Source organism: Paenarthrobacter sp. E2MeOHC11, assembly GCF_058744955.1.
On record NZ_CP196673.1, the window covers coordinates 1,522,850 to 1,548,277 of the forward strand.

23 protein-coding genes, 1 tRNA gene and 1 other RNA gene are annotated in these 25,428 nt (G+C 63.9%); 16 read left to right on the forward strand and 9 right to left on the reverse strand.

The window, feature by feature from the left end; all coding sequences use genetic code 11:
- Positions 1–90: 90 nt before the first annotated feature.
- Positions 91–3,552, reverse strand: a complete 3,462-nt coding sequence (locus tag ACSSVG_RS06950; protein ID WP_492418083.1) for a bifunctional proline dehydrogenase/L-glutamate gamma-semialdehyde dehydrogenase — start codon at positions 3,550–3,552, stop codon at positions 91–93.
- A 123-nt stretch (positions 3,553–3,675) separates the two neighbouring features.
- Between ACSSVG_RS06950 and ACSSVG_RS06955 the strand changes: the two genes are divergently transcribed.
- Positions 3,676–4,605 carry a LysR family transcriptional regulator gene (locus ACSSVG_RS06955; protein WP_231340529.1) on the forward strand — a complete coding sequence of 310 codons (930 nt, stop codon included), beginning with the start codon at positions 3,676–3,678 and terminating at the stop codon, positions 4,603–4,605.
- Between the two features lie 64 nt (positions 4,606–4,669).
- Here the strand turns inward: ACSSVG_RS06955 and ACSSVG_RS06960 are convergent.
- A tRNA-Ser gene (locus tag ACSSVG_RS06960) sits at positions 4,670–4,754 on the reverse strand.
- A gap of 464 nt (positions 4,755–5,218) precedes the next feature.
- On the opposite strand from ACSSVG_RS06960, the gene ffs reads away from it, so the two are divergent.
- The 4 genes from ffs to ACSSVG_RS06980 all read left to right on the forward strand — a co-directional run bounded on the left by ffs (position 5,219) and on the right by ACSSVG_RS06980 (position 9,986).
- An RNA gene (gene ffs, locus ACSSVG_RS06965) (signal recognition particle sRNA small type) lies at positions 5,219–5,315 on the forward strand.
- A 34-nt stretch (positions 5,316–5,349) separates the two neighbouring features.
- Complete coding sequence (locus tag ACSSVG_RS06970) at positions 5,350–8,712, forward strand: DNA polymerase III subunit gamma and tau (RefSeq protein WP_492418085.1); 3,363 nt, start codon at positions 5,350–5,352, stop codon at positions 8,710–8,712.
- A 33-nt stretch (positions 8,713–8,745) separates the two neighbouring features.
- Complete coding sequence (gene recR, locus ACSSVG_RS06975) at positions 8,746–9,345, forward strand: recombination mediator RecR (protein WP_492418087.1); 600 nt, start codon at positions 8,746–8,748, stop codon at positions 9,343–9,345.
- A 35-nt stretch (positions 9,346–9,380) separates the two neighbouring features.
- Positions 9,381–9,986: a dihydrofolate reductase family protein gene (locus ACSSVG_RS06980; protein ID WP_492418089.1), complete on the forward strand. Its 606-nt coding sequence runs from the start codon at positions 9,381–9,383 to the stop codon at positions 9,984–9,986.
- On the opposite strand, the gene ACSSVG_RS06985 is transcribed toward ACSSVG_RS06980, so the two are convergent.
- On the reverse strand, positions 9,967–11,061 hold the full coding sequence (locus ACSSVG_RS06985; RefSeq protein ID WP_492418091.1) for a hypothetical protein: 1,095 nt from the start codon (positions 11,059–11,061) through the stop codon (positions 9,967–9,969). The genes ACSSVG_RS06980 and ACSSVG_RS06985 overlap by 20 nt on opposite strands.
- 115 nt (positions 11,062–11,176) lie before the next feature.
- Between ACSSVG_RS06985 and ACSSVG_RS06990 the strand changes: the two genes are divergently transcribed.
- Together ACSSVG_RS06990 and ACSSVG_RS06995 are read left to right on the forward strand one after the other, a co-directional pair.
- Positions 11,177–11,704, forward strand: coding sequence for a DUF427 domain-containing protein (locus ACSSVG_RS06990; RefSeq protein WP_492418093.1), 528 nt, complete (start codon positions 11,177–11,179; stop codon positions 11,702–11,704).
- Between the two features lie 144 nt (positions 11,705–11,848).
- A complete protein-coding gene (locus ACSSVG_RS06995; RefSeq protein ID WP_159705651.1) occupies positions 11,849–13,195 on the forward strand; it encodes an aspartate kinase in 1,347 nt (448 codons plus the stop codon).
- Between the two features lie 69 nt (positions 13,196–13,264).
- On the opposite strand, the gene ACSSVG_RS07000 is transcribed toward ACSSVG_RS06995, so the two are convergent.
- Positions 13,265–13,861, reverse strand: coding sequence for a TetR/AcrR family transcriptional regulator (locus tag ACSSVG_RS07000; protein ID WP_492418095.1), 597 nt, complete (start codon positions 13,859–13,861; stop codon positions 13,265–13,267).
- Between the two features lie 135 nt (positions 13,862–13,996).
- Between ACSSVG_RS07000 and ACSSVG_RS07005 the strand changes: the two genes are divergently transcribed.
- The 3 genes from ACSSVG_RS07005 (at position 13,997) to ACSSVG_RS07015 (ending at position 18,228) form a co-directional block, all read left to right on the forward strand.
- Complete coding sequence (locus ACSSVG_RS07005) at positions 13,997–15,277, forward strand: MFS transporter (RefSeq protein WP_231340482.1); 1,281 nt, start codon at positions 13,997–13,999, stop codon at positions 15,275–15,277.
- Positions 15,278–17,773 carry a beta-glucosidase family protein gene (locus tag ACSSVG_RS07010; RefSeq protein ID WP_492418097.1) on the forward strand — a complete coding sequence of 832 codons (2,496 nt, stop codon included), beginning with the start codon at positions 15,278–15,280 and terminating at the stop codon, positions 17,771–17,773.
- Between the two features lie 155 nt (positions 17,774–17,928).
- A complete protein-coding gene (locus tag ACSSVG_RS07015) occupies positions 17,929–18,228 on the forward strand; it encodes a DUF4193 domain-containing protein (protein WP_011773410.1) in 300 nt (99 codons plus the stop codon).
- A gap of 109 nt (positions 18,229–18,337) precedes the next feature.
- On the opposite strand, the gene ACSSVG_RS07020 is transcribed toward ACSSVG_RS07015, so the two are convergent.
- The 3 genes from ACSSVG_RS07020 to ACSSVG_RS07030 form a co-directional block, all read right to left on the reverse strand.
- A complete protein-coding gene (locus ACSSVG_RS07020; RefSeq protein WP_492418099.1) occupies positions 18,338–18,697 on the reverse strand; it encodes a LapA family protein in 360 nt (119 codons plus the stop codon).
- Between the two features lie 69 nt (positions 18,698–18,766).
- Complete coding sequence (locus ACSSVG_RS07025; protein ID WP_253466189.1) at positions 18,767–19,003, reverse strand: hypothetical protein; 237 nt, start codon at positions 19,001–19,003, stop codon at positions 18,767–18,769.
- A gap of 96 nt (positions 19,004–19,099) precedes the next feature.
- Positions 19,100–19,324: a hypothetical protein gene (locus ACSSVG_RS07030; protein ID WP_026541816.1), complete on the reverse strand. Its 225-nt coding sequence runs from the start codon at positions 19,322–19,324 to the stop codon at positions 19,100–19,102.
- Between the two features lie 111 nt (positions 19,325–19,435).
- On the opposite strand from ACSSVG_RS07030, the gene ACSSVG_RS07035 reads away from it, so the two are divergent.
- The 4 genes from ACSSVG_RS07035 to ACSSVG_RS07050 all read left to right on the forward strand — a co-directional run bounded on the left by ACSSVG_RS07035 (position 19,436) and on the right by ACSSVG_RS07050 (position 21,887).
- Positions 19,436–19,903: a MarR family winged helix-turn-helix transcriptional regulator gene (locus ACSSVG_RS07035; RefSeq protein WP_253466186.1), complete on the forward strand. Its 468-nt coding sequence runs from the start codon at positions 19,436–19,438 to the stop codon at positions 19,901–19,903.
- Between the two features lie 118 nt (positions 19,904–20,021).
- On the forward strand, positions 20,022–20,531 hold the full coding sequence (locus tag ACSSVG_RS07040; protein ID WP_231340477.1) for an SSI family serine proteinase inhibitor: 510 nt from the start codon (positions 20,022–20,024) through the stop codon (positions 20,529–20,531).
- Positions 20,518–21,456 (forward strand): 3-methyladenine DNA glycosylase, encoded by a 939-nt coding sequence (locus tag ACSSVG_RS07045; protein ID WP_492418102.1) that lies wholly within the window; start codon positions 20,518–20,520, stop codon positions 21,454–21,456. Before ACSSVG_RS07040 ends, ACSSVG_RS07045 begins: the two co-directional genes overlap by 14 nt.
- A 29-nt stretch (positions 21,457–21,485) precedes the next feature.
- Positions 21,486–21,887, forward strand: a complete 402-nt coding sequence (locus tag ACSSVG_RS07050) for a serine protease inhibitor (protein WP_492418104.1) — start codon at positions 21,486–21,488, stop codon at positions 21,885–21,887.
- Between the two features lie 43 nt (positions 21,888–21,930).
- Here ACSSVG_RS07050 and ACSSVG_RS07055 read toward each other — a convergent pair whose 3' ends face one another.
- Positions 21,931–22,665, reverse strand: a complete 735-nt coding sequence (locus ACSSVG_RS07055; RefSeq protein ID WP_492418105.1) for an alpha/beta hydrolase family protein — start codon at positions 22,663–22,665, stop codon at positions 21,931–21,933.
- A 90-nt stretch (positions 22,666–22,755) separates the two neighbouring features.
- Between ACSSVG_RS07055 and ACSSVG_RS07060 the strand changes: the two genes are divergently transcribed.
- Positions 22,756–23,223 carry a MarR family winged helix-turn-helix transcriptional regulator gene (locus tag ACSSVG_RS07060; RefSeq protein WP_231340473.1) on the forward strand — a complete coding sequence of 156 codons (468 nt, stop codon included), beginning with the start codon at positions 22,756–22,758 and terminating at the stop codon, positions 23,221–23,223.
- Here ACSSVG_RS07060 and ACSSVG_RS07065 read toward each other — a convergent pair.
- Positions 23,216–24,469 carry an FAD-dependent oxidoreductase gene (locus tag ACSSVG_RS07065; protein WP_492418107.1) on the reverse strand — a complete coding sequence of 418 codons (1,254 nt, stop codon included), beginning with the start codon at positions 24,467–24,469 and terminating at the stop codon, positions 23,216–23,218. The two genes, ACSSVG_RS07060 and ACSSVG_RS07065, sit on opposite strands and share 8 nt — an antisense overlap.
- Before the next feature lie 159 nt (positions 24,470–24,628).
- Between ACSSVG_RS07065 and ACSSVG_RS07070 the strand changes: the two genes are divergently transcribed.
- Complete coding sequence (locus ACSSVG_RS07070) at positions 24,629–25,426, forward strand: alpha/beta fold hydrolase (RefSeq protein ID WP_492418109.1); 798 nt, start codon at positions 24,629–24,631, stop codon at positions 25,424–25,426.
- Positions 25,427–25,428: the final 2 nt, after the last annotated feature.

The following is a 25,428-nucleotide window of genomic DNA, read 5'->3' on the forward strand; positions in this document are numbered from 1 at the left end:
AAGCCCACGTTATATGGGCCCGCCGAGGGGTTGGCTTTCAACCTTTTCGCGCGTGCTTTCAGCCGAGAGCTCACCCCTCGGCGCATGCCCTTAGATCAAGTGATCGGACAAGTGGTTCGGCGTGCCGAAGCGGTGGGCCGTGATGGACACAGCTTGCTCGCGGAGGAACGGCAGCATCTCGATCCGACCGGCCTGCGTTACGTCGCCGTGGTAGACCGCGACGTCCGGACGGCCACCCATGGCTGCGCTCAGCGCGGCGAAGTCGCCACCGATCAGGCGGATCCGGCCGGCGTCGAAGCTGGCCGCACGGGCCAGCCACGCGGCGTCGTCCTCGATCCGGACGCTGACGCCCAGGTTCGCGAACACGGTGACCACAGCGTCGGGAAGTACGACGGCGGAGCTCACCGTCAGCTTCGAGCCCGCCACTGCACCGGCTGCTACGACGCGCAGCAACTCAGCGAGCCGCTCGCCTTCGGAGAGGCGGATGGTGACGGGGAGGGAGCGGTAGCGGAAGACGTTGCGCTCTGCGGACAGGGCGGAGACGTCCTTGCTGGTGCCGAACTCGGACTCCCATGCTGCGGCGTCGCTGAAGAGTGACTGCTGCAGGATCTGAAGCTCGTCAGCCGTCACATCAGCGGACTTTGCAGCAGAGAGCAGCTGCGCGGCCGCACCCTGGAGCACGGTGCCACGCTTGGCCTTGGCTTCGGCGGGAAGCCAGCTGCCGAGGCCGATCAGGTAGTTGGGTCCACCGGCCTTGGTTCCGGCACCAACAGCCGACTTCTTCCATCCACCGAACGGCTGGCGCTGGACGATCGCACCGGTGATGCCACGGTTGACGTACAAGTTGCCCGCCTGGATGGTGTCCAGCCAGACGCCCATTTCGGCCGAGTCCAGGGAGTGCAGGCCGGCGGTGAGGCCGTACTCGATCTCGTTCTGGATGGCGATGGCTTCTTCGAGGGTCTCGGCGGTCATGACGCCCAGCACCGGGCCGAAGAACTCGGTCAGGTGGAAGTAGGAGCCACGCTTGATGCCCGAGCGGATGCCCGGGGACCACAAGCGGCCGGTTTCGTCGAGGCGCTCAGGCTTGACTGCCCAGGTTTCGCCGTCGCCCAGGGTGGTGAGGGCGTTCAGGAGCTTGCCGTTGGCGGCCTCGATGATCGGCCCCATCTGGGTGGTGGCATCTTCCGGGTAGCCGACGGTCAGTGAGCGGGCAGCGTCGATCAGCTGGTTGTGGAAGCGGGCGCTCTTGGCAACCGAACCGACCAGGATCACCAGTGAGGCAGCCGAGCACTTCTGGCCGGCGTGACCGAAGGCCGAGTACACGACGTCCTTGGCAGCGAGGTCCAGGTCGGCACTCGGGGTGACGATGATGGCGTTCTTGCCGGAGGTCTCCGCGAGCAGCGGCAGGTCCTGGCGGAAGGAACGGAACAGCTCAGCGGTTTCGTAGCCACCGGTGAGGATGACCCGGTCAACGCTCGGGTGCGACACCAGCTGGGTGCCCAGCTCACGTTCTTCAAGCTGCACGAGTGCCAGCACTTCGCGCGGCACACCGGCTTCCCACAGCGCATCCACCATGACCGAACCGGAGCGGCGGGCCTGCTTTGCAGGCTTGATCACGACGGCGGAACCTGAGGCGAGCGCTGCGAGCGTCGAGCCTGCGGGGATCGCCACCGGGAAGTTCCACGGCGGTGTCACCACGGTGAGGTTGGCTGGGACGAACGTGGCGCCGTCGACCGTTTCCAGGTCCTTGGCGCGCTCGGCGTAGTAGTGCGCGAAGTCGATCGCTTCGCTGACCTCGGGGTCGCCTTGGTCGATGGTCTTGCCGGTTTCGGAAGCCATGACCTCCAGAAGCTCGGCACGGCGGGCTTCGAGGACTTCGCCGGCGCGGTGCAGGATGGCTGCGCGCTCGGCAGCCGGACGGGCGCCCCAGGCCTTGCCGTGATCGACGGCGGTGGCGATGATCCGGTCCAGCTGGGCGGCGTCGGAGACCTTGGTGGACTCGACGATCATGTCGCCTGCGGTGGAACCGGGGATGCGGCTGAGGATGTCACGGCCCCATGCACGGTTGGCAGGGAGGGCCGGGTCAGTGTCGGGAGTGTTGCTGAAGCCCTCGAGCGGCGCGGGCTCGGCCGGGAGGCGGCGATCCTGCTTGCGGTTGGGGCCCGGGACCTCGGCCGTCATGCCGGCCAGGGAATCCAGGAAGCGCTTCTGCTCGCGCTTGAACAGGGCTTCATTTTCGCTCAGTTCGAAGACAGCGGACATGAAGTTTTCCTGGCTGGCGCCTTCTTCGAGGCGGCGGATCAGGTATGCGATGGCGACGTCGAACTCGCCCGGGTGGACCACCGGTGTGTAGAGCAGGAGGCTGCCGACGTCCTTGCGGACCGCGGTGGCCTGGCCGGTTGCCATGCCCAGGAGCATTTCGAACTCGATGCCCTTGGTGACGCCACGTTCCTTGGCCAGCAGCCAGGCGAAAGCGACGTCAAAGAGGTTGTGGCCTGCGACGCCGATGCGGACTGCGTCAACGCGCTCCGGGGTGAGGGCGTAGTTGATGACGTTCTTGTAGCTGGTGTCCGAGTCCTGCTTGGTACCCCAGGTGGCCAGCGGCCAGTCATGCAGGGAGGCTTCAACCTGCTCCATGGGAAGGTTGGCACCCTTGACCACGCGGACCTTGATGGGGGCACCGCCCTGGGCACGGCGGGCAGTCGCCCATTCCTGCAGTTCCTGCATGGCACCGAGCGCGTCCGGGAGGTAGGCCTGGAGGACGATGCCGGCCTCGAGGTTCTTGAACTCGGGCATGTCCAGGATGCGCTTGAACACCGCGATGGTCATGCTGAGGTCCTTGTATTCCTCCATGTCCAGGTTGATGAACTTGGGCTTGGGGAAGGACGCTGCGAGGCGGTAGAGCGGGGTGAGCTTCTCCACTACGTGGTCGACGGCTTCGTCGAAGGCCCAGGGGGAGTGCGGTGCAACGGTGGAGGACTCCTTGATGGAGACGTAGTCCACATCTTCGCGGGCAAGGAGCTTCAGGGTGCCTTCCAGGCGGCGCTGCGCTTCGTGCTCACCCAGGACGGCTTCGCCCAGGAGGTTCACGTTCAGGTGCACACCGTCCTGGCGGATCTTGGCGATGGCCGGGCCGAGCTTGGCGTCCGTGGCATCCACGATCAGGTGGCCCACCATTTCGCGGAGCACACGACGGGCGATCGGGATGACAACCTGCGGGACGATCGGGGCCATGACGCCGCCAACGCGGACAGCGCTGCGCATGTACCACGGGAGGAACTTGGGGACCTTCGGAGCCAGTTCGGCGAGTTTACGGCCGGCGACCGACAAGTCCTCGGGGCGGATGACGCCGTCGACGAATCCAACCGTGAAGTCCAAGCCGTTCGGGTCCTTCAGGACGCCGGCGAGGCGCTGGGCGGACACGTCGACCGGGATCTTGCTGGCTTCGGTCAGCCAGTGGCGGACCAAGGCAATGGCTTCCTGGGCCAAAGCGTCGAACTGTCCGGAATCCTGGGTGCTCGGGGCGGTGGCATCCGGGATGGTGCTGGTCATGGGGGCTCCTTCTGAGACGGAGAAGTTTGTTTGTTTCCATCAGTATGGATCTACAATCACGTTAGGAAAAGCGATCTTTTCTGACGAATATTGATTACCCTTCCCGATGCTTTGGAGGCCACCGTGCTGGACGTCCGCAGACTGCGTTTGCTGCACGAACTAAAGATCCGCGGAACCCTCGCGGAGGTGGCTGACGCGATGCAGTACAGCCCGTCTTCAGTGTCCCAGCAGTTGACCTTGCTGGAGAAGGAAGCGGGGGTCGAATTGCTCCGGAAAGCAGGGCGCCGCGTGCAACTGACGCCCCAGGCCGAAATCCTGGTGGCACACACTGCCGCACTGCTGGAGACCCTGGAGCGGGCAGAAACCGAACTCGCGGCATCGCTCTCCATGGTCACAGGGACGGTCCGCTTGGCCGTCTTCCAATCCGCCGCCTTGGCACTCCTTCCGGACTTCCTCAGCATCATGCGCCAGGAGTACCCGGAGGTGCGCGTGGAAATGACCCAGCGCGAACCCGAAACAGCCCTCTATGAAACGTGGGCGCGGGACTTCGACCTGGTGGTGGCCGAGCAATACCCGGGCCACGCGGCCCCGCACCACAGCGGCCTGGACCGCGTCATCCTCACCAGCGACGCCATCCGCCTGGCCACTCCCCCAGTGGGACTCGGCGGCGAGACCGTTTCCTCCCTTGCGGACACCGCGTCGATGCCGTGGGTCATGGAGCCCCGGGGTGCCGCTTCCCGGCATTGGGCAGAGCAGGCCTGCCGCTCGGCCGGCTTCGAACCCGACGTGCGTTATGAAACAGCCGACCTTCAAGCCCAGATCCGGCTCATCGAATCCGGGAACGCCGTGGCCCTGATGCCGGACCTCGTCTGGACGGGGCGCACGCGGACGGTTCAGCTGCTGGATCTTCCAGGCCTGCCGAAACGAACCGTCTTCACCTCCACCAGGACCGCCGGCCGCATCCATCCCGCCACAGCGGCGTGCCGCGAAGTGCTGGAACGGGTGGCGGCAGCACAGCAGCTGGATGCCGAGCAACAGGCGGACGCTGACTAGCCCGGCTCCATGCGACGGCGTCCGGGAACGCAAAAGGCCCCAGTCCGAAGACTGGGGCCAACCGCGGAGAATGGGGGATTTGAACCCCCGAGGGCGTTAACCCAACACGCGTTCCAGGCGTGCGCCATAGGCCGCTAGGCGAATTCTCCTTGCTTCCGATTCGAAAGCAGATACTACTGTACCTGAGAATTTCGGCATCGTGTAATCGGGCCGTTTGGGCGCCCTTGGACCGGCTTGGCGAAGTGCCGCTTAACGGAAAAATGGACGCCCCCAACGCGCCCATTCTTGCGGTATCACCGTTGAGCCACCGGGTCCGGCCCCTCGCCCCCAGGCCCCGCAGCTCACAATCTTGAGATTGCCCCAATCGGTGTACATACCCATGGTCCGCTGCCGCCTATGGATTTGCAATGGCTGAGACCTGTTTGTAGCCGAAGTTACTGACAAAATGTCCCCATGACGCAGCTTCATGCTTTGGTGGTTTACGTACCGGAGACTCACATTGAAGAGTGAACGGCTGGCGGTGATTCGCGCAGCCCAGCCACCCGCCGTCGAGCGTTTTCCACACCCCCTTCGGGCCGATTCGAACCCCGAAGTAAGTTCGGGTAAGCTTGTCGACGGCCCCTCATGTGGCGTCATCCTGTTGAACTCCCCCAGGACCGGAAGGTAGCAAGGGTAGATGGGCTCTGGCGGGTGCATGAGGGGTCACTTACTTTAAATGTCAGTCCCTATAGGTAGGTTTCCCCTGTGACTGTTACAACTGCCCTGTACCGCAGGTATCGCCCGGACTCTTTCGCGGACGTTATCGGGCAGGAACACGTCACAGAGCCGCTGATGACGGCTCTCCGGAAGAACCGCGTGAACCACGCCTACCTCTTCTCCGGCCCCCGCGGCTGTGGCAAGACCACCTCTGCGCGCATCCTCGCCCGCTGCCTGAACTGCGCCGAGGGCCCCACTGACACCCCCTGCGGCAAGTGCCCCAGCTGCATCGAACTCGCCCGCGGCGGCTCCGGCTCGCTCGATGTCATCGAGATCGACGCCGCCAGCCACGGTGGCGTCGACGACGCCCGCGACCTTCGTGAACGCGCAACCTTCGCTCCCGTCCGGGACCGCTACAAGATCTTCATCATTGACGAGGCCCACATGGTCACGTCGGCAGGCTTCAACGCGCTCCTGAAGATCGTCGAAGAGCCACCGGAACACATCAAGTTCATCTTTGCCACCACCGAGCCGGACAAGGTCATCGGGACCATCCGCTCCCGCACGCACCACTACCCCTTCCGGTTGGTGCCGCCCGAGCCGCTCATGCAGTACCTCGAGCTCCTCTGCCAGCAGGAAAACGTTCCGGTCGCTCCCGGCGTGCTTTCGCTGGTGATCCGCGCGGGTGGCGGCTCTGTCCGCGACACCCTCTCCGTGTTGGACCAGCTCATGGCGGGCGCCGGACCCAACGGGCTGGACTACGAACTCGCCGTCGCGCTGCTTGGCTACACGCACGCTTCCTTGTTGGACGACATCGTTGATGCCGTCGCCGCCGCCGATGCCGCTACTGTGTTCCGGGCCGTGGACCGCGTCATCCAGACCGGCCACGATCCCCGGCGCTTCGTCGAGGATCTGCTGGAACGCTTCCGCGACCTCATCATCGTCCAGGCGATGCCCGAGAGCGCGCAGGCGATTCTCCGCGGGATGCCCGCCGACCAGATCGCGCGTATGCGCAACCAGGCAACCAACCTGGGCGCAGCCGAACTCTCACGGGCAGCGGACGTCACCAACACGGCGCTCACCGAGATGACCGGCGCCACCTCGCCTCGGCTGCACCTTGAACTGCTGTGCGCGCGCATCCTCCTGCCCAGCGCTGAACAGACCGAGCGGGGCATTGCGGCCCGCATCGACCGCGTGGAACGTCGCCTGAATTACACGGGCGACGGCGGCGCGCCAGCTGTTGCTGCTGGCCAGGCTGCCGCTGCTGCTGGCCAGCCTGCTGCCGCGCCTGTTGCACAGTCGACGCCGGTCCCCGCCTCCGCGCCAGTGGCACCGGCTGCCGTTGAACCGACCCCGGCCGCACCGGTACCCCCTGCAGCGACGCCCGTTCCAGTACCGGCCGCTGAGGCTGGGGCGCGTGAGGCCATCACAGCGCCACGGGTGTCCACCAACGACTGGCCTGTTGAGGACCGCCAGGCATCCGGTCGCGCTCCGCAGGCTGCTGAATCCGTGGCGGCTCCGGCCCTTGCGGATCGGGTCCAGGAACCAACCTCACAGCCCGAGCCTGTACAAGCGCCGACGCCAGCACCATCCCAAGCAGCACCACCCGTTCAAGCACCACCCGTTCAAGCTCCACCCGTTCAAGCCCCAGCCGTTCAAGCCCCAGCCGTTCAAGCTCCAGCGCAAGCTGCGGCCCAGGCGCCGGCTCCGCAGCCCGCTCAAACGGCAGGACCTGCTGCTTCTGGGGGACCTGCGGCTTCCGGAGGCAGCGGCGATGTTGAGGCCTTGCGCCGCGCATGGCCGGATGTCCTGCAGACGTTGACCAAGATCAAGCGCAGCACGTGGGCGCTCGTGGAACCGAACGCCCAAGTGGCGCAGTTCGACGGGCAGGTGCTGACTCTCGCGTTCACCACGGGCGGCCTTGCCGGCGCGTTCGGACGTGCGGACCACTCCGAGAACCTTCGCCAGGCAATCCACAAGACCCTCGGCATCGACTGCCAGATCGTGGCAGTCGCTGGCGGCAACAGTTCAGCGAGCTCTGAGCCAAACCCAAAAGCGCCTACTAGCCGGGAAACTCCGGCTGCTTCATCGTCAACAAGCGCCCCGGCGTCGGCTGATGATGAATCGCCAGCAGGCAACGCATCGTCAGCAGCGTCGTCGTCAGCAGAATCGCGACCAGCCCCGGTTTCAGCTGTCGACTCCGCTTGGGGTCTTGCCCCCGCCAGCCCTGCGGCTGCAGGGACAACGTCAGCGACCACTCCGTTGCCGACGGAATCCACCCCGCCGGAAATGCCCGCGACGGCGGCGGCACCAACCACTCCTGCAGCAACAGCGACGGCGTCGGTAAATGCACCAACCACTGCGGCAGCACCCGTTCCTTCGCAGTCGACCCCAACGCCTGCCCCGGGCACAGCTGCGCCGGCGGGCACCCCTGCACCAGCTGGAACCTCGGCACCTTTGAGCACCGAGTCCACCGGCGACTATTCGTACCCTGACGACGATTGGGGTCCCCCACTCGACGAGGATGCCCCTCCGCTGGATGAAGAGCCTCCGGCAGACTGGGAACCCCCATCCGGTTATGGCCAACAACAAAGCCCTGCCCCGGCTGCTGCAGCTGGCAGCCAGCGGCCCGCCGTCAACCAAGCGCCGGTGAACCAATCCCCGGCCAACCAACCACCGGCCAACCAGGCACCGGCGGCATCTTCCACGACCCCGACAGCCGCAGCTTCGGGCGCAGGGGGCAGCACCGCGGTCGCGGCATCATCCGCCGACCCGTGGTCCAGGGCTGTGGAGCAGGCGCCGGGCACCTGGGTAGTGGGCACGGAATCCAACGTGGGCAAGCAGCCCGCCACGGCATCGGAAGTCGTCGAGCAGGCAACGGAGGCTCCGGATTACGAGCCAGCTGCAGCCCAGGTTCCGGAGAGCACCAACGGAGCGTACGGCCACCCAACCAATGCCGAGCAGAACCCAAGCTCCAGTTGGGACGTCGCACCGGCGTCGAGCTGGCCTGCAACGCAATCCATGCCCGCCCCCGCAAGCGGCAGCATCCCGGCAGGCAGCAACCCGGGGGCCGGCAACGTTCCCGCAGTGTGGCCGTCCTTGGCGACGCAACCTGAGGAAGCGCATGGTTCGGTTGCGACGCTCGAGGAGGACGCGCCGTCGGGCAATCCCAACGGCCGTCAGAGCCTGTACCAGCGCCTGACGAACAGTCCTGAAGCCCAAGCCGGTCGTGTCCAAGCACCCGTGCGGACCCAGGCAGCGCCGGCCACCGTGGCTGAGGATATCCCCAGCCCGGAGGACGAAACCATCGAGGAATCGAGGGTCTTTGGTCGGGCTGCGGTGGAGCGTATTCTGGGCGGAAAGCTGATCGAAGAGCGCGCCTTGGACGGTTCTCCTCTGCAACCCCGCTGACTCCAGCATTGATTTCAAACAAATGAGGACATTGTGTACGAAGGTGCAGTTCAAGAGCTGATTGATGAGCTCGGCCGACTTCCCGGTGTGGGCCCGAAATCGGCGCAGCGCCTGGCATTCCATATCCTTGAGGCCGATCCCGAGGATATGAAGCGCCTCGTCACGGCCATCACCACGGTCAAGGAACGCGTGAAGTTCTGCAGTGTCTGCTTCAACGTGACCGAGCAGGAAACGTGCAATATCTGCCGCGACCCGCGCCGTGATACGTCGGTGATCTGCGTGGTTGAGGAGTCCAAGGACGTTCTGGCCGTTGAGCGTACGCGGTCCTTCCGCGGGCGCTATCACGTGCTGGGCGGGGCCATCAATCCCATTGCTGGAGTTGGTCCCGAGCAGCTGAGGATCCGGGAACTCCTGACACGCCTCAACGACGGCGCCATCCAGGAAATCATCATCGCCACGGACCCGAACCTTGAGGGCGAGGCCACGGCGACGTACTTGGCGCGCATGCTCAAATCGATCGGGATCACCGTGACGCGGCTGGCCTCAGGCCTCCCTGTCGGTGGGGACCTTGAGTACGCCGACGAGGTCACGCTCGGCAGGGCCTTCGAGGGCAGGCGCAACGCACTGTTGTAGTCTCACAATCACAACAACACCGTGATGGGGGTCCCGTGCGAGAGCTTGTGTACTACGTTGCCGTCAGCCTGGATGGATACATTGCCGGTCCCGGAGGCGAGTTCGACGCATTTCCGGTTGAGGGCGACCATATGGACGCACAAAATGAACGTTTCTCTGACGCCATACCTACGGCGATTGCCGACGCCATGGGCATCGAGCGCAGCGGGACGATGTTCGACACCGTATTGATGGGTTGGAACACCTACGCGGTAGGCCTGCCTTTTGGCATGACCAGCCCGTATCAGCATCTGCGGCAGGTGGTCTTTTCCCGGACTCGGTCCGAGGCTGACATCCCGGGAGACCACCCGAACCTTGCGCTGACCTCCGAAGATCCGGTGGAGGTCGTACGCCGGTTGAAATCCGAGCCAGGAGAATCGATCTGGCTGTGTGGTGGCGGCAAGTTGGCCACTGTGCTCTCCGGTGAGATCGACAGGCTTGTGCTCAAACGAAGCCCGCTGCTCTTTGGCGATGGCATACCGCTCTTTGCGCCCGGCGCCTACCAGCCCAGCGCCTTCAAGGAGGTCTCCACGACGGAGTTCGCGTCGGGCGTCGTGATCTCGGAGTACGCGCGCCAAGACGCTAGCCGGAACCCGAACTAGCATTCTGCCGTCGCGCCATCAGCCAGCGACCCGGCGCCAGGACCACTGCGGCCGCCAAGGCCTGGAGCGCGAGACCGGTCAGGAATACGGGCACCGAAGGAGCGAGTCCCGCGCTTGATTCCCCGCCGAGGCATGGGACCTCGCGGGAGGGCCCGTCGACAGCCCACTGAAGTCCGGACAATACCCACCCGATCTCATTGTCTGTGGCCACGAAGCCGGCTCCGACGCTGCCCAACAGCAAAGCGGGGTTGGACGCTGCCACCCAGGCCACCCGATCCGTGTGCGCCACTTCCACCGGGCGGAGATCGCCCACGCACTGGTAGGAGACGACTCTGCCTGAGTCGTCCCGCTCCACGTTTACAGGCACGGAAGCCTGATCCATGGCGGTGGTTGCAGGAAGCAGCATGAGGGTGACCGCAACGTTTCCAACGCAAAGGAACGCCACCAACACCACAGCCAACGCCATGCCGGGCGCCGCGCTGGCGAACAACGCCCGCGAACCAGAACCGATCAGCCCGAACAGGGCTGCTTCCAGGACAATCACGACGACGGCGGCACCGACCAGCGCGATCGGACCGCCGACGCCGATGCCCACCACGAGCAAAGCAACGCACGCCGGCACGGCCAGGGCCACACCCCTCATGGCTCCTGCCAGCAGCAATTCCAGAACGCTTCCGCCCGCATGGCGGAAGCCCCAGCCGGTTCCCAATATGGCGGTCATCAACGCCAGGAACGCGGCCATGATCAACAAGACGGCGCCGGCCACCGTACTTTGGAACCACCCGTTGGATTCTCCCCAGCTGACGAAACCGACGGCCATCCCCCATGAGAGTGCCACCCCGGCCGCGCTGGCAACCCAGAACCACCACGAAGCGAGGGATTGGCGGGCGATCTGCCATGCCTGGGCAACAACATTTGTGAACACCGCACGGGTACGGGCAGGCGAATCCGGCCCAGTCCGCGGAGCATCGGGAACCCGCCGCTGATCATCGATCATCCCGCCACCGATGACCTCATACTCGGGCTCATTCCATCCCGGACCCGAACTGCCCGGATGGTCAGGGACGCCAGCCATCGCCTCTCGCACTCCTCATGAATTGGATGGTACGCCGGGCAGGCCCGGGAGCAATACGTGCCGCCCGCTTCTACGTTCACAGTCTGGACCCAGCGGGAGGTGGCAGCATGGGTGCATGGTCCGTGTTCCCGGCTTTCCCGAGTCCTTCCGTCGTCCCAAGCCCATCAAGCCCAAGCCAGGCCAGGAATCGGTGTGGGATTACCCACGGCCGCCCAAGGTTGAACCACGCCCGGAACGGATCGTGGTTCGGCTTGGCGGCCAGGTGATTGCGGACTCCACCGATTCCGTGAGGGTTTTGGAAACCAGCCATCCACCGGTCTACTACCTGCCGTTGGATGCCTTTCCCCCGGGTGTCCTCATTCCCCGGGAAGGCACCAGCTTCTGCGAGTTCAAAGGAGAGGCATACTATTTCGACGTCGTTGCCGGCGGAAGGATAGTTTCCCGTGGCGGGTGGACCTACCCGAGGCCAGCCAGGGGTTTCGAGGCCCTCAGCAGCCGGGTGGCCCTCTACCCGGAGCCTATGGATTCCTGTGAGGTGAACGGCGAGCAGGTGACCTTCCAGGACGGCAGCTTCTACGGCGGCTGGATCACCCAGCAGATCGTGGGCCCATTCAAGGGTGGTCCAGGCACGTCCGGGTGGTAGCCAACGCAGGCGGCCGCTATGTGGTCACAATTCCTATCAGCCATGCACGCGGCGATAAACTGGGCAAATAAGCTACGCTGGCGTGCTCAAATTTGAAATTGGCATGCCGCGTTCGAACCCTATTGATGCAGTGAGGGTGCGCGCATGACTATGCCCACTACCGAAGTGAAGATCGAAGAGCTCTCCAACGAGGCTGCCATTACCAAGCAGCTGATCGTTCAGAAGTTCGGCGGTTCCTCGGTTGCCGATGCCGATGGCATCAAGCGGGTCGCACAGCGTGTCGTGGATGCGCAGAAGGCCGGCAACGAGGTTGTGGTTGTTGTCTCCGCAATGGGTGACACCACCGACGAACTCCTGGACCTTGCGGGGCAGGTCACTGACTCCGCTCCCGCCCGCGAAATGGACATGTTGTTGTCCGCCGGCGAACGAATTTCCATGGCCCTGCTTGCCATGGCCATCAACAAGTTCGGTGCCTCTGCACAGTCCTTCACGGGTTCCCAGGCAGGCATGATTACCGACGGCATCCACGGCAAAGCGCGGATTATCGACGTCGACCCCCACCGCATCCGCACCGCGCTGGACAAGGGGCACATCGCGATCGTGGCCGGCTTCCAAGGCATGAGCCGGATCACGAACGAAATCACCACCCTTGGCCGCGGCGGCTCGGACACTACGGCCGTTGCCCTCGCCGCAGCACTGGAAGCAGACGTCTGCGAGATCTACACGGACGTGGACGGCATTTACACTGCAGACCCCCGCGTGGTCACGTCCGCCCAGAAGATCGACCGTATCTCCAGCGAAGAAATGCTGGAACTGGCCGCCTCGGGAGCCAAGATCCTGCACCTGCGTTGCGTGGAGTACGCCCGCCGCTTCGGTGTGCCGCTGCACGTCCGTTCCTCATTCAGCCAGCACGAAGGCACCTGGGTTATCCCCGGCGCCGACGAAAAGTTCAACATTCAAGAGGGAGTTGCCTTGGAGCAGCCAATCATCTCCGGCGTTGCACACGACCGGTCCGAAGCCAAGGTCACCGTAGTAGGCGTCCCGGACATCCCCGGCAAGGCTGCTGCGATTTTCCAGGTGATCGCCGATGCCCACTCGAACATCGACATGATTGTCCAGAACGTCTCCACCCACGGCACGGGCCGCACGGACATCTCGTTCACCCTGCCCATCGTTGAGGGCGCCGACGCCTTGGCAGCCCTGCGCGCCGCTGAGGGCCAGATCGGCTTCGAGAGCATCGAATACAACGAGCATGTCGGGAAGCTTTCCCTGATCGGCGCGGGCATGCGTTCGCACCCGGGTGTTTCGGCCACGTTCTTCAAGGCCCTCTCCGACGCCGGGATCAACATCGACATGATCTCCACCTCGGAAATCCGCATCTCCGTGGTGACCAGCGCTGACAAGCTGGATGACGCCGTCCGCGCCATCCACAACGCGTTCGAGCTCGACGGCGACGCTGAGGCAACCGTCTACGGCGGCACCGGCCGCTAGCCAGCCGCGGGCAACGCCCCAAAGTAAGGCAGATAACGCCGTTCTGAACCTTCAGAACGGCGTTATCTGTTACTCAGTTGGGTGGGGCGGTGCCAGCAGGACGTCAATGAGCTGCCGGAGGCCGTCCGCCATGTCAATGGATTTGTCGTAGAGCCACTGCAGTTGCAAGCCGTCGAAAGCGGCCACTGTCAGACGTGCCAGCATGACGGCGTCGACGTCTGTCCGGACTTCCCCGGATGCCTGACGCCGTTTGATGTCAGCGGCGATATCCCGGACCACTGTCTCGTAGCGCTCTTTGAAGTAGCTGTGGGAGTCGTGCCCGGGATCATTTGCGGTTGCCGACGCCACTGCGTAAAGAGTGGTCAATCCAGGCTCGCGCTCGTTCCTTTCCGCGATGGGCGGCATCAGGTTCAGCCCCACATCTGCCTGGCCACTCACGGCGATTGAGCGCCGGTCCCGTTCGGCGAGGACGGCGGTGAGGAGTTCCTGCTTGCCCTTGAAGTAGTGAAAGAGGGTGGCTTCCTTGACGCCCACGAGTTCGGCGACGCGCTTGAGCGCAGTTCCCTCAAACCCCTCGGTGGCAAAGACGTCCGTTGCTGTCTGGATGATCTGTTCTCGGCGTTCCGCACCCTTGGCGTACTGGCCCCGGGCCCTGGACGTTGACATCCGTTCAGTCTATTTCACAGCGTGAAAATCGAGTATCACTCGACTTTTTTCCTGAAAACCTAGTCACACTAGATTTTTGAAGCTAAAGTCATTGCAGCGGCCCAACGGTGGGCCACCCGTTCATCAGGAGGCAATGTGGCCCTCAATATCGATCAGCAGATGGCAGGCGCAGCAACCGCCGCCCCGGGCACCGGAAGCACCCAGCCCCAAACCGCGTCCCGCGCCTACGTCATCGGCATGCCCATCGCGAGCGCCGGTCTCTGGATGGCCGTTATTGCACCAGCACTGGTGGTCCTCGCCATCAAGGTTTCGGAGATCACCACCCCGGATACGCGCGCCGGAGCACTCAGTCTTGTGGCAGGAGTCGGGGCAGCTGTCGCGTTGCTCGCCAACCCATTCTTCGGACGCCTCAGCGACCGCACCACATCCCGATTCGGCATGCGGAAACCCTGGATCGTTGGAGGCTCACTGATAGGCCTGGCGGCGCTCTTCCTGCTGGGTTCGGCCACGGAGGTCGGAACCGTCCTCCTGGCCTGGGTTGTAGCACAGCTGGGCTTCAATGCGGCTCTCGCGGCCCTGGTCGCAACCCTTCCCGACCAAGCGGGCCCAGCGGAGCGCGGACGCCTCTCAGGCCTTATCGGCATGACACTTCCCATTGGACTTGTGTCCGCGGCCTTCTTCGCCCAGATGTTCGACAACGCCTTGCAGATGGCTGTGGTCCCCGGGATCGTGGGCACGGCAGTTGCCATCGCCTTTGCCTTCACGTTCAAGGACCGTGTCCTCACCGAGAAGCCGGCACCGCTGAACATCAAGGAGATTCTCGGTTCCTTCTACTTCAACCCCAAAGATCACCCCGGCCTGGGGTGGGCTTGGGTCACCAAGTTCTTGGTCTATGTGGGCTACTGCGCGGGCTTGCTCTACCTTCCATACTTCTTTACGGACCACCTCCACGTGGCCGAAACGCAGGTCACCAGCCTGGTGTTCCAGGCAACGCTGGTGAGTTCGGCAGGAACCGTCATCACCAGCCTCGCCGGCGGCTGGATCAGCGACCGCATCGGCAAGCGCAAGAGCATGGTGATCATGTCCGCGCTGATCATGATGGCGGGCCTGGTGGTCATCGCCACCAGCACAGGCACCGGCCAGGTCCTGGTTGGCCAAGGCATCCTCGGGCTGGGCCTCGGCATCTTCAGCGCCGTGGACGTCGCCCTCATCACTGACCTGCTGCCCAAGAACCAGTCGGAGAATGCCAAGACCTTTGGTGTCTTCAACATCGCACAGGCCCTTCCCCAGTCCCTGGTTCCCGCCATTGCCTTCCCGGTGATCGCTTTTGGCGGCTACCCCGCATTGTTCCTCGGTGGTGCAACAGTCGGCATCATCGGAGCCCTCCTCGTCACCCGTATCAAAGGAGTCAAGTAAATGAACCCCACCCTCCCGGCAGCTGTCACGGCGCCCCAGGCAGGAACACAGGATGCGGAGGCGAAGATCAGCGAACTCGCCCGAAGCCTCACTCTTGAGCAGCAGGTTCACCTTCTGACCGGCGCGGACGTCTGGTCCACCCACGCCATCCCGGAGATCGGACTGTCCCGCGTGGTCATGTCGGACGGGCCGGCAGGTGTCCGCGGCGAAGACTTTGATGAGCGCCACGACTCAGTCTCCTTGCCGTCGTCGTCCGCTTTGTCAGCAACCTGGAGCGTTGAGACGGCCCGCCGCTACGGACAGGTGCTGGGCCAAGAGGCGCGCCGCAAGGGCGTCCACGCGGTCCTTGGCCCCACCATCAACCTGCACCGCTCGCCCCTGGGCGGCCGCCACTTCGAGTGCATGAGCGAGGACCCGCATCTCACCGCCACCATGGCCGCCGGTTATGTTGCCGGCGTCCAGTCCATGGGAGTCGGCGCAACGCCCAAGCACTACCTGGCCAACGAGGCCGAAACCGAGCGTTTCACTGCCGACTCCGTGGTGGACGAACGCCCGCTCCGAGAGCTCTACCTGGCCGCGTTCGAGGACGCCATCACCGAGGCCCGCGCCTGGCTGGTCATGAGCTCCTACAACTCCATCAACGGCACCACCGCCAGCGAGAACACACTCCTTGAAACCCCGCTGTCCACCGAATGGGGCTTCGACGGCGTCGTAGTCTCCGACTGGACCGGCGTGCGCTCCATCGACGCCGCCAACGCCCACCAGGACCTCGAAATGCCCGGTCCAGTAGGCCACTGGGGCCCCAAGCTGCTGGCGGCCGTCAACGATGGCCGGGTCAGCCGGGACGCCATCCTGAAAAAGGTCACCCGCATCCTCCGCCTCGCCGCCCGGGTGGGATCCCTCGAAGGTTTCACGCCCGCAGTCACCCAGCTCCCCACGGAACTGGACGGGGCCGCCGTCGCGCGTGAAGTTGCCGTCCGCGGCGCCGTGCTGGTCCGCAACAAGGGCCTGTTGCCGCTGGACACCAAGGCGCTCGGCAGCGTTGCCGTGATCGGCCACAACGCGGACGAAGCGCGCACCCAGGGCGGCGGCAGCGCCACCGTGATGCCCAAGTACACCGTCTCGCCGCTGGAGGGGCTGCGGAAAGCGTTGCCCGACGACGTCAAGGTCACCTACGCGCGCGGCGCCAAGGTTGCCGAGGGCATCCAGGCTTTCCCCCGGACCTCACTGCACAACCCTGTCTCCAACGTGCCCGGAATCCGGGTGACCTTCCTGGCCGAAGACGGCACGGAGATCTCCGGCGAAGACCGCCTGGCCTCGCACCTGATCTGGTTCGGAGTAGGAATTCCCGACGGCGCCGCCTCCATCCGCATGGAAGCGGACTGGACAGCCGAAACAGCAGGCGTCCACCACCTGGGCGTAGGTACCGTGGGCCGGATCCGCTTTGCCCTGGATGGTACCGAAGTCTTCAACAGCGAGCTTGAGGACGATACGGACGTCCTCGGCGCCGCGCTGTTCGATCCGCCCAAGACCGTCCATGCTTTCGAAACCAGTGCCGGCCAGGCAGTCCGTATCGAGGCCCAGTACCAGTTGCCCAAGCAGCAGGTCATCCCGTTCACGGCCATTCTGCTGGGTGAGGAAACTGTGGTTACGGACCTGCAGGCGGAAATCGACGCCGCCGTGGATGCAGCCCGGAACTCCGACGTCGCCGTGGTGGTGGTGGGTACAAACGCGGCCATTGAATCCGAAGGCTTCGACCGCAAGGACCTGGACCTGCCTGGCTACCAGAACAAGTTGGTGGAGGCCGTCGCAGCAGCCAACCCGCGCACCGTAGTGGTGGTGAACTCCGGCTCGCCAGTGCTCATGCCTTGGTTGGACGCGGTGGATGCGGTCCTGCTGGGCTGGTTCGGCGGCCAGGAGTTCGGCAGCGCCATCGCCGCCATCCTGCTGGGCATCGAAGAACCAGGTGGTCGCTTGCCCACCACGTGGCCCGCCGCGCTGGCAGACGTCCCGGTGTTGAACACCACGCCCGTTGACGGCAAGGTGGTCTACTCCGAGGGCATCCACATCGGCTACCGCGCCTGGCTCAAGCAGGAAGCCGCGGGCGGCGCAGCTCCTGCCCTGCCGTTCGGCTACGGACTCGGCTACACCACCTTCGAACTGGGCACAGCCCACGCCCCGCAGGTAGCGCAGGCCGGGAAGGATATTGTGGTGCACGTTCCCGTCAAGAACACCGGCACCCGCACGGGACGCGAAGTGGTCCAGGTGTATCTGGAACGCGCAGATTCCGCCGTGGACAGGCCGGTCCGCTGGCTCGCAGGCTACTCAGGAACGCACCTCGCCCCGGCTGGTACAGAGAGCGTGGAGATCCGCATTCCCGCCAAGGCATTTGCACATTACGACGGCGGCTGGCAGTTTGAACGGGGCACGTTCGGCCTGCTGGTGGGTCGCCACGCCGACGACGAATTTCAATCATTGGACATCGAACTCCGGTAATACAGGCGCGAAATCACCGTGTCTGGCAGCTTTTTTGGGCTGCCAGACACGTGGTTTTCGCCACAAGCGTCAGAACTGGGGTATGGTATGGAATTTTCGTGGCATGCTGTACGTTGCATACCCGGTAACCCCCTAACACGAAGAGGCATTAAAAAGTGGCAGCCGATTACGACGAACTCCGTACCGATGTAAAAGAGAACCAGGAGCAATCCCTCCAGGCTCTCCAATCCGCCAGCGCCCCCACGGCCAAGAGCGTCGTGCTGGAACTGGACGAAACCGATGGCCTTGACGCCAACGGCCCCGGCGGCGAAATCGTCGCTGAAGAACTGGTCATCCAGGTCATCCCGCAGGCTAACGACGAGTTCACTTGTCACTCCTGCTTCCTGGTCCGCCACCGCTCGCAGATCGCACGCGAGAAAGATGGCGTCGCCTACTGCACTGACTGCGAAGGCTAAGACGACCCACCACCCCGGCGGGCTAAACATCGTCAGGGAGTGCCGCCGTCGGGATTAAATTGCGGAAGGACCGGAGCAAGCGCTCCGGTCCTTCCGCAGTTAACAGCTTCTAGGGTCCCGCCCCCGGGCCGCCCACAGCCTTCCTGCGGCGATGGTTGACCATTCTGAGCTGGAGGATCCTGGCACCGCCTGCCAGGGCCACCAGCACGCCGCCGCCTACAGCTGCGATGAAGAGCGTGGTGCCGAGGGCCAGCGTCCCTTGGAGTCCGAAGAAGCGGACCGTGATCATGTCCTGGTTTTGGACAAAGAACACAATCAGCATCACCAGGACCACCAAGCCAACGGCCACAGCCACCCACAGGGCCGCGGTGCGGGTTGGCCTGGACGTGGGCGCCACCGAAGGCGGGGCGGTCCGATCCTGACGGGGAGCCTCGCTTGGAACCCCTGCAACATCATCCTGAAAACTCATCGACGACCCCCTTTTGTCACGGCATCACCGCTTTCTACATCATAAGCATGCTGATGAGTTGCGCGATAGTCAGTGACGTACCGAGTAGTCAGTTGAGGTCGGGCCGGGATCGTTGTTCCGGACAGCGTAGTGATGGCCTTCGGAATCGGTCTCGACGTCGAAGTTCTTCAGATCCGCCTCGGAGGCGGTCTCAAAATCGTCATGCTTGTGCACTACAGGGGTATCCATGTCACCGTGGGTTGCCGGTCCAAAGACGGACTGCAGCCGTTCAGTGACATGCTGGAATCCCTCCAACTTGCGTCCCATGTTCTTCCACCTCCTTTCTACGGGAGAGAAAGAGCGGCAGGGCCAGTGCATGCCGTTCAGTGAGGCAATTTTACGCCCAAATCCGTGAAAGAACGCCTACCGCAGCGACTTGTCATCCGGATTGCGGGGCACCACGTAGGTGCTGCCATCGGGGCGGCGGAGCGTTTCCCATTGCTGCGTCTCGGCCTGGCGCTGCGCGAGGAGCTTCCGGTTCGCTTCGGTCATTTCATGGTCGAGCGAACTGCTGTGCGCGGGGCCGAAAACAACCCTGAACTTCCCAGTGGCGCGCATGAACTTCCGGGTGAGAGATTCCTTGGCCACGCGGATCGACTCCTCTTTTTTAGACGGTTCAATGAGTCCATAGTACGCTAATTGTTAGTACACTAACTAATTGATCGGCGCGAGCTGACGCAGCAAGCCCAGGAGGCAGCCATGACGGCCATCGACGAGCCCACCCAGGAGACTGACGACCTCCTCCTGGAGCGCCAACTTTGCTTTGCCCTGACCGTCGCGTCCCGCAGCGTGGTGGGCGTCTACAAGCCCGTGCTGGAACGGCTTGGACTAACCCATCCCCAGTACTTGGTGATGCTTGCCCTGTGGGAACGGAGCCCCCGGACGCTGAAGGACATCAGCGACAGCCTCCTCCATGATCCAGCCACCCTCTCCCCCCTGCTGAAGCGCCTCGAGGAAGCCGAGCTCATCACCCGCGAACGCGTGCCCGGCAACGAACGCGCTCTGGCCATCAAGCTGACAGAGAAGGGCGCCGCCCTCCGCAAGCAGGCGACTGCCGTCCCGGGCGAAATCCGCGAACGCCTGCAGCTCAGCCGCGAAGAGGTAGCCGAGCTCCACCAAGCCATGACCGGCCTGATCGCGGCAACCCAACGCAGCAGCTCAACCTGATACCAAACCGACAGCCAGTTTCCCTAGCCAAGCGCACAGCGGCAGTGGTCTGCTGGAAGCGGACACAGAGGCGGGCACCAAAAGTGCCACGTAAAATGGACGCAACCTAGGAGATTCCATGCGCACGCGATTTGTTCGGTACTTGTTGGCAGTCCTGGCCGTCGCTGGCCTCGCCGCATGCTCAGGCACCCCATCGCCAGGTTCGACGGGCAGCGCAACGCAGGCACCGTCGTCGTCGGCCCCCTCAAGCAGCAGCGCAACTCCCAGCGCGTCAGCAGCCACTGGCGCAGGCGATGCCGAGCTCTCCATCACGCTGATTGAAACGCCCGAAGCCGCACCGCAGACCTTCACCCTCGTCTGCACGGCCGGCGCGCCGGCCGCCGAAAGCAACCACCCGTCTGCTGCCGAAGCGTGCACATCCATCAAGAACAGCCCCTCCATCCTCAGCCCTGCCCCCACCAAGACCGACCAGGCCTGCACCATGCAATACGGCGGCCCGGCAACGGCCAAGGTGACCGGTGCCGTGGACGGCAAGGACGTCACGGCGGCGTTCAGTCGGACGGACGGCTGCCAGATCGCGCTATGGGACGCCGCCAAGAGCGTCCTCGGATCAGATGGCGGCCTCTAGGCCGCAGCACCTCCCCCAAGAGCAATGGCTCGGGCTGGAGGCAGCCCATCACGCACGCGTCGCGCGCTACGCAGACCCGTACCTGGCTCGACGCTCGGCCGGTAGGAAGCACCCTGTAGAGGACTTCCTCTTCACGTACTACACCCAAAAACCGGGCCAACTGCTGCGCTGGCACCCTGGGGACGGCACAGTCCTCAGCGGTCCGCGCGCCCTGGAGCGTGCCACGTGGAAGTTCTACAGAACGCTCGACGACGGCCAACTCGCCTCACTCGGGCTTCCCGCGGGCACGCCGGCGGTCACCTTTGATCGCAGCAGCTTCGTGGCCGACCGCGCCGAAGCCGTCCGCTTCGCGGGCATCATCCTCGCAGGCACAGCCAAGCGTCCGGCCCAGTTCGGGTGCTTCGGCCTGCACGAGTGGGCCATGGTGTACCGCCAGGAGAAGTTCGAGCTGCGGCACGAATACCTGCAATTGAGGCTCGGCGGTGAAGGAACGGACACGGTGGTGGAAGAGAACCGCATCCGCTGCTCCCACTTCGATGCGTTCCGTTTCTACACCCCTGATGCCATTCCCCTGAACGAGCTCGAACCCACCCGCGAAACCCAGCGGGCCATGGAGCAGCCGGGCTGCCTGCACGCCAACATGGACCTCTACAAGTGGGCGTACAAGCTGACCCCGGCACTGCCAAGCGAGCTGGTGATGGACTGCTTCGAGCTCTCGTGGCGGATCCGTGCCATGGACATGAAGGCCTCCCCGTACGATCTCGAAGAATGGGGCTACCCACCCATCAGGATCGAGACACCACAGGGCAAGGCCGAGTACGTTGAATACCAGCGGGCTTTCGCAGCAGAATCCCAGGAGCTGCGGGCCCGCGTGCTCCAGGCAGTAGATCCGCTCCTCCATGAGCTGGGTGGATTGGCCGCCTGAGCACCCGCCGCCACCAGCGAAAGGTCACTATGGTTTCCCCCACGAGCGAGTCACCCAACAGCGAGTACGACGTCGACCTCACAGTCACGCTGACCGAGGCACCTGGCGCTGAGAGCCACGAATTCCACCTCCGGTCCGTCGCCGGCTTCCTCTCCCCGGACTCCGACTCACTGGACTCGAACTTGCCGGACGCACCTGCGGCGCTGGCCGCCGTCGAGCAGTTTGGCGAGGAGATCTTCTTCCCGGAACCCCGGCCGGACCGGATCTGCACGCAACAGTACGGCGGCCCCCAAGTAGCCGTGGTCACTGGCTGGTTCCGTGGACGCAAGGTCCACAGCCATTTCAGCAGGACCGACGGCTGCGAGATTTCGCGCTGGAAAACCCTGGCGTCCCTGCTGGGAAACACCGGAGGCTCAACCGGCGCCGCATAGGCGGCGACCCCGCCCGCTCAGCTTTCCCGGGGAGAGACCCGTCCTAAGCCGACTGATCGGCCTGCCGGGCGTGCATCCATTCGACCACTTGCGGCCAATGGATGCCGCCAGGGTTGATGGCTTGCAGATGGTCCAAATGGGGCAGCTGCCAGAAGTCGACCGCGTCGCCAAGGCTCGTGGCTTTCGCGCGGTATGCCTTGGAGTGGGCAACCGGGACCCTTTGGTCGTCTGAACCATGGACAACGAGCAGGGGCTTCCCTAGAGGCAACTGATGCACAGGAGAGTACCTCTCCAGCCGGGCGGGGAGGTCCCCTGCGTCGTCACCAATGAACCCCTTTACTGCACTCTCCCCCAGGTCTTCCCTGTAGGCCCGGGGTAAATCGGTGACGGGCGCCAAAGCTACAAAAGCGTCCAGAAGGCCACCATTGAGCATCCCAAGCTGGGCACCTACCGAGTGCCCAATTCCGACCACCTTCCTTGGGTTCCCTGATTCGGCACTCCAGTCGAGCGCGCACTGCACAGCCCTCGAAACATCATTGACCATTGCGGATGGTGCCGGCGCTTGGCCGACCCGCCGGTACTCCACATTGGCAACCGCCCAGCCGCGCATGACCAGGTCTGCCGCAAGCGGCACCATGAGCTCAGCAGTGAAGGCCTCACGCCAGTACCCTCCATGCACCAGCACCGCCGTGCCATGGATCGCACCACCATCACCGGGTTGATGGAAACTGACCACTTGTTGGTCAGATGAGCCGTACTTATGAAGTGAGGATTGCATTTTTCTTTCTGCCTCTCATGGATTTGTTGGAGGAAGGGCACGCGACTAGTCTGGATTTCAGGAATCACTTCTCACAGGAACCCTCACATTATGAGCAGCCACGACGTCCCTCCCGAACTGCTTGATGACTGGATCCGCGCCTGCAACGACGTGTATCGGGTGCTGCGTCGGGGACGCAGCCGGGTAGGCGTGCTGGGCGAAGGCGAGACCCTGACAGAATCCCAGGTGGCCGTGCTGGATTCAGTCGCCCAGCGTGGCGCCCTTCCCGTCGGCGAGATTGCCCGCCAAGCCGGAATCGCGCAGCCTACTGTGACCCGAATGCTGAATTCCCTTGAAGAACGCGGCATAGTTTCCCGTAGGCCCTCCGAGCATGATGACCGGGTGACGCTGGTGGAGCTCACCTCCCGGGGGGCTGAACTTTGGGAAGGGAAGAGACGTATCCTTCGGGACTTCCAGAAAGATTCGCTGCTTCAATTTCCGCCGGAAACACGCCGCCAGGTTGTTGCCGTCCTGCAGGACTTCGTCCAGATCGTTGACGCCCAGATCTCTGCTAAATAGCGGGGCTTGGATCGGCGAGCCTGTCCCACCCTTTGAACCGTTCGCCGACTTCCACCGGCACCTTCATTCCCGTGGGAACCGTTGATGCCGCGCGGGCCCGGGAACGGCCTATCCGCGGCAAGGTGGCGGCGACTTTGAGGATCTCCCGACGCGCATCGTCGGGGACGTTGTTCAGTTCACTCACGCGAACCGAGAACCTCTGGGTGTGTTCGATGACCGGTCGCTCCGTGGATTCCCACAGCGCAAGGGCTCCTTCGAGGGAACGTCCGGATTCGGAGACTGCATGCGCCAGGCCAAGTGCCGACATCATGGCGCAGCCGCCCCCTTGCCCCAGATAGGGTGGCTGGGCGTGTGCCGCATCTCCGATGACGGCAACCCGGCCGGCGGACCACTTTGACAGCTCCACCCACTCGAAGTCATCCCAACGGGGAACGGGACCCAATCTCCGGATGAGGGACTCCAGTGCAGGGAATGACCGCACCCATTCGTCCTTCGGCAAATGGCCACCCATTGCCCCCAGGTCCGAGGCCGGGCAAACGAGCGCCACATAGAGATCCCCTGAGCTGCTGGGCGTATAGAGCAGAAACCGTTGGCCTGACATGTACTCGATGTAGTTGTCTTCGATCTCACGGGGAACATCACCGGCGGCACGGGGCAGGAGGAGTCGTGCGCATCTCTGGCCCAAGGCCTGCCGGCGACGCAACAGGCCGACGCTTTCACGTACCTGCGATCCAACACCATCTGCCGCAATGACCAGATCGGCCGCCCTCGAGCTGCCATCGGCGAACCTGAGAACCCCTTCCACCTCAGCCCCCACCGCCACCGAACCTGTGACAATCTCAACGCCCGACTCAACGGCGGCGTAATGCAGGGCTGCAATCAACTTCTCGCGCAGCACGGTAAGCACCCGAACTGATCCCGCGGTGTTGATGGGCGTCTCCCCGATCAAGGCTCCTTGGCTGTCGCGGCTCTGGATGCTGGGCCCGTAATGGGCGCCCTCCGTGGCCATACCTTCGACGCCCAGCGCGCGGAGCACTGCCAGCCCGTTGTCCCACAGGTATATCCCCGCGCCCAAAGCACGGATTGATTGATTGGCTTCGTGGAGACGGACTGTCCAGCCGCGCCGCGCCAAGGCAGCCGCCGCGGTCAACCCCCCGATGCCGCCACCGGCAATTTCAACATGGCCCTGCGAAACGCTCATTTGGAACTCCTCGATCGGTGCTTGGGTGGATGTGAGCTCGCTCACGCCGAGAAGTATTACATACCTAGCTATGTAATTGGAACCCTCAAAATATTTACATAGCAGGCTATTGACTTGGCGAAGCAGCGGCCCATAAGCTTCCGGTGACGCTCGTCACATTGAATCAATATCCCCTTCTTTCCGACACTCTCGAGTGAGGTCATCGTGCAGCTCAAAACCACGTCCATCAACAACACATCCCTCGAATACGTCGAATCGGGGGACCCCTCGGCTCCCCCGCTCATCCTGATCCACGGGTGGGCCCAGGACCACCGGCTCTTTCGACTCCTGGAACCCCATCTGCGGGACCACTTCCGTGTGCTGCGGCTGAATTTCCGTGGTCACGACGGCAGTGCAGGGACGCCGGCCGATTTCACTGCCGAGGACCTCATCCAGGACACCGTGGAGTTCATCGAACAACTCGATCTCGAGGATGTCAGGATCGCCTCAACTTCCCACGGCTGCTGGGTCAACATCGGCGTTCAGGAGCGGCTTGGCGCCAAGCGTTTCGGCCAAGCCGTGGTGATCGACTGGCTCTTGAAACCATTTGAAGGATTTCACCAGCAGATCGAACAAGGAGCCTCCCCCACTACCGTCGCCGCGGCACGGCAGAGCATGTTCGACGAATGGACCGAAGGCACGGGTTCCGTTGATGTCATCGACCACGTCCAGCGGGAGATGACCTGGTTCGGTGAAAGCATGTGGATGCGGGCCTGCCGGGAGATCCAGAAGAGCTATGCACAATGGCAAAACCCACTTGAACGGATGAAAGCCGTCCCGGGCAACCTCGAGGTGGCTCACATCTACTCTCAGCCACTGGACCCCGAATACCGGAAGTTCCAGGAGGAATTCGCGGCCGGGAACCCTTGGTTCACGCCCATCCACATCCCTGGGAAGACGCACTTCCCAACGCTGGAGAATCCCGAATCAGTGGCCGCCGCCATCAAGACGTTCTTCAGCTAAGC

Coding starts and splice junctions, on each gene's coding strand:
- ACSSVG_RS06995 (WP_159705651.1), top strand. CDS start 11,849: ATGACTATGCCCACTACCGAAGTGAAGATCGAAGAGCTCTCCAACGAG.
- ACSSVG_RS07020 (WP_492418099.1), bottom strand. CDS start 18,697: ATGAGTTTTCAGGATGATGTTGCAGGGGTTCCAAGCGAGGCTCCCCGT.
- ACSSVG_RS07000 (WP_492418095.1), bottom strand. CDS start 13,861: ATGTCAACGTCCAGGGCCCGGGGCCAGTACGCCAAGGGTGCGGAACGC.
- ACSSVG_RS07025 (WP_253466189.1), bottom strand. CDS start 19,003: ATGGGACGCAAGTTGGAGGGATTCCAGCATGTCACTGAACGGCTGCAG.
- ACSSVG_RS06990 (WP_492418093.1), top strand. CDS start 11,177: ATGGTCCGTGTTCCCGGCTTTCCCGAGTCCTTCCGTCGTCCCAAGCCC.
- ACSSVG_RS07055 (WP_492418105.1), bottom strand. CDS start 22,665: ATGCAATCCTCACTTCATAAGTACGGCTCATCTGACCAACAAGTGGTC.
- ACSSVG_RS07035 (WP_253466186.1), top strand. CDS start 19,436: ATGACGGCCATCGACGAGCCCACCCAGGAGACTGACGACCTCCTCCTG.
- ACSSVG_RS07045 (WP_492418102.1), top strand. CDS start 20,518: ATGGCGGCCTCTAGGCCGCAGCACCTCCCCCAAGAGCAATGGCTCGGG.
- ACSSVG_RS06950 (WP_492418083.1), bottom strand. CDS start 3,552: ATGACCAGCACCATCCCGGATGCCACCGCCCCGAGCACCCAGGATTCC.
- ACSSVG_RS07040 (WP_231340477.1), top strand. CDS start 20,022: ATGCGCACGCGATTTGTTCGGTACTTGTTGGCAGTCCTGGCCGTCGCT.
- ACSSVG_RS07050 (WP_492418104.1), top strand. CDS start 21,486: ATGGTTTCCCCCACGAGCGAGTCACCCAACAGCGAGTACGACGTCGAC.
- ACSSVG_RS07060 (WP_231340473.1), top strand. CDS start 22,756: ATGAGCAGCCACGACGTCCCTCCCGAACTGCTTGATGACTGGATCCGC.
- ACSSVG_RS07010 (WP_492418097.1), top strand. CDS start 15,278: ATGAACCCCACCCTCCCGGCAGCTGTCACGGCGCCCCAGGCAGGAACA.
- ACSSVG_RS06985 (WP_492418091.1), bottom strand. CDS start 11,061: ATGGCTGGCGTCCCTGACCATCCGGGCAGTTCGGGTCCGGGATGGAAT.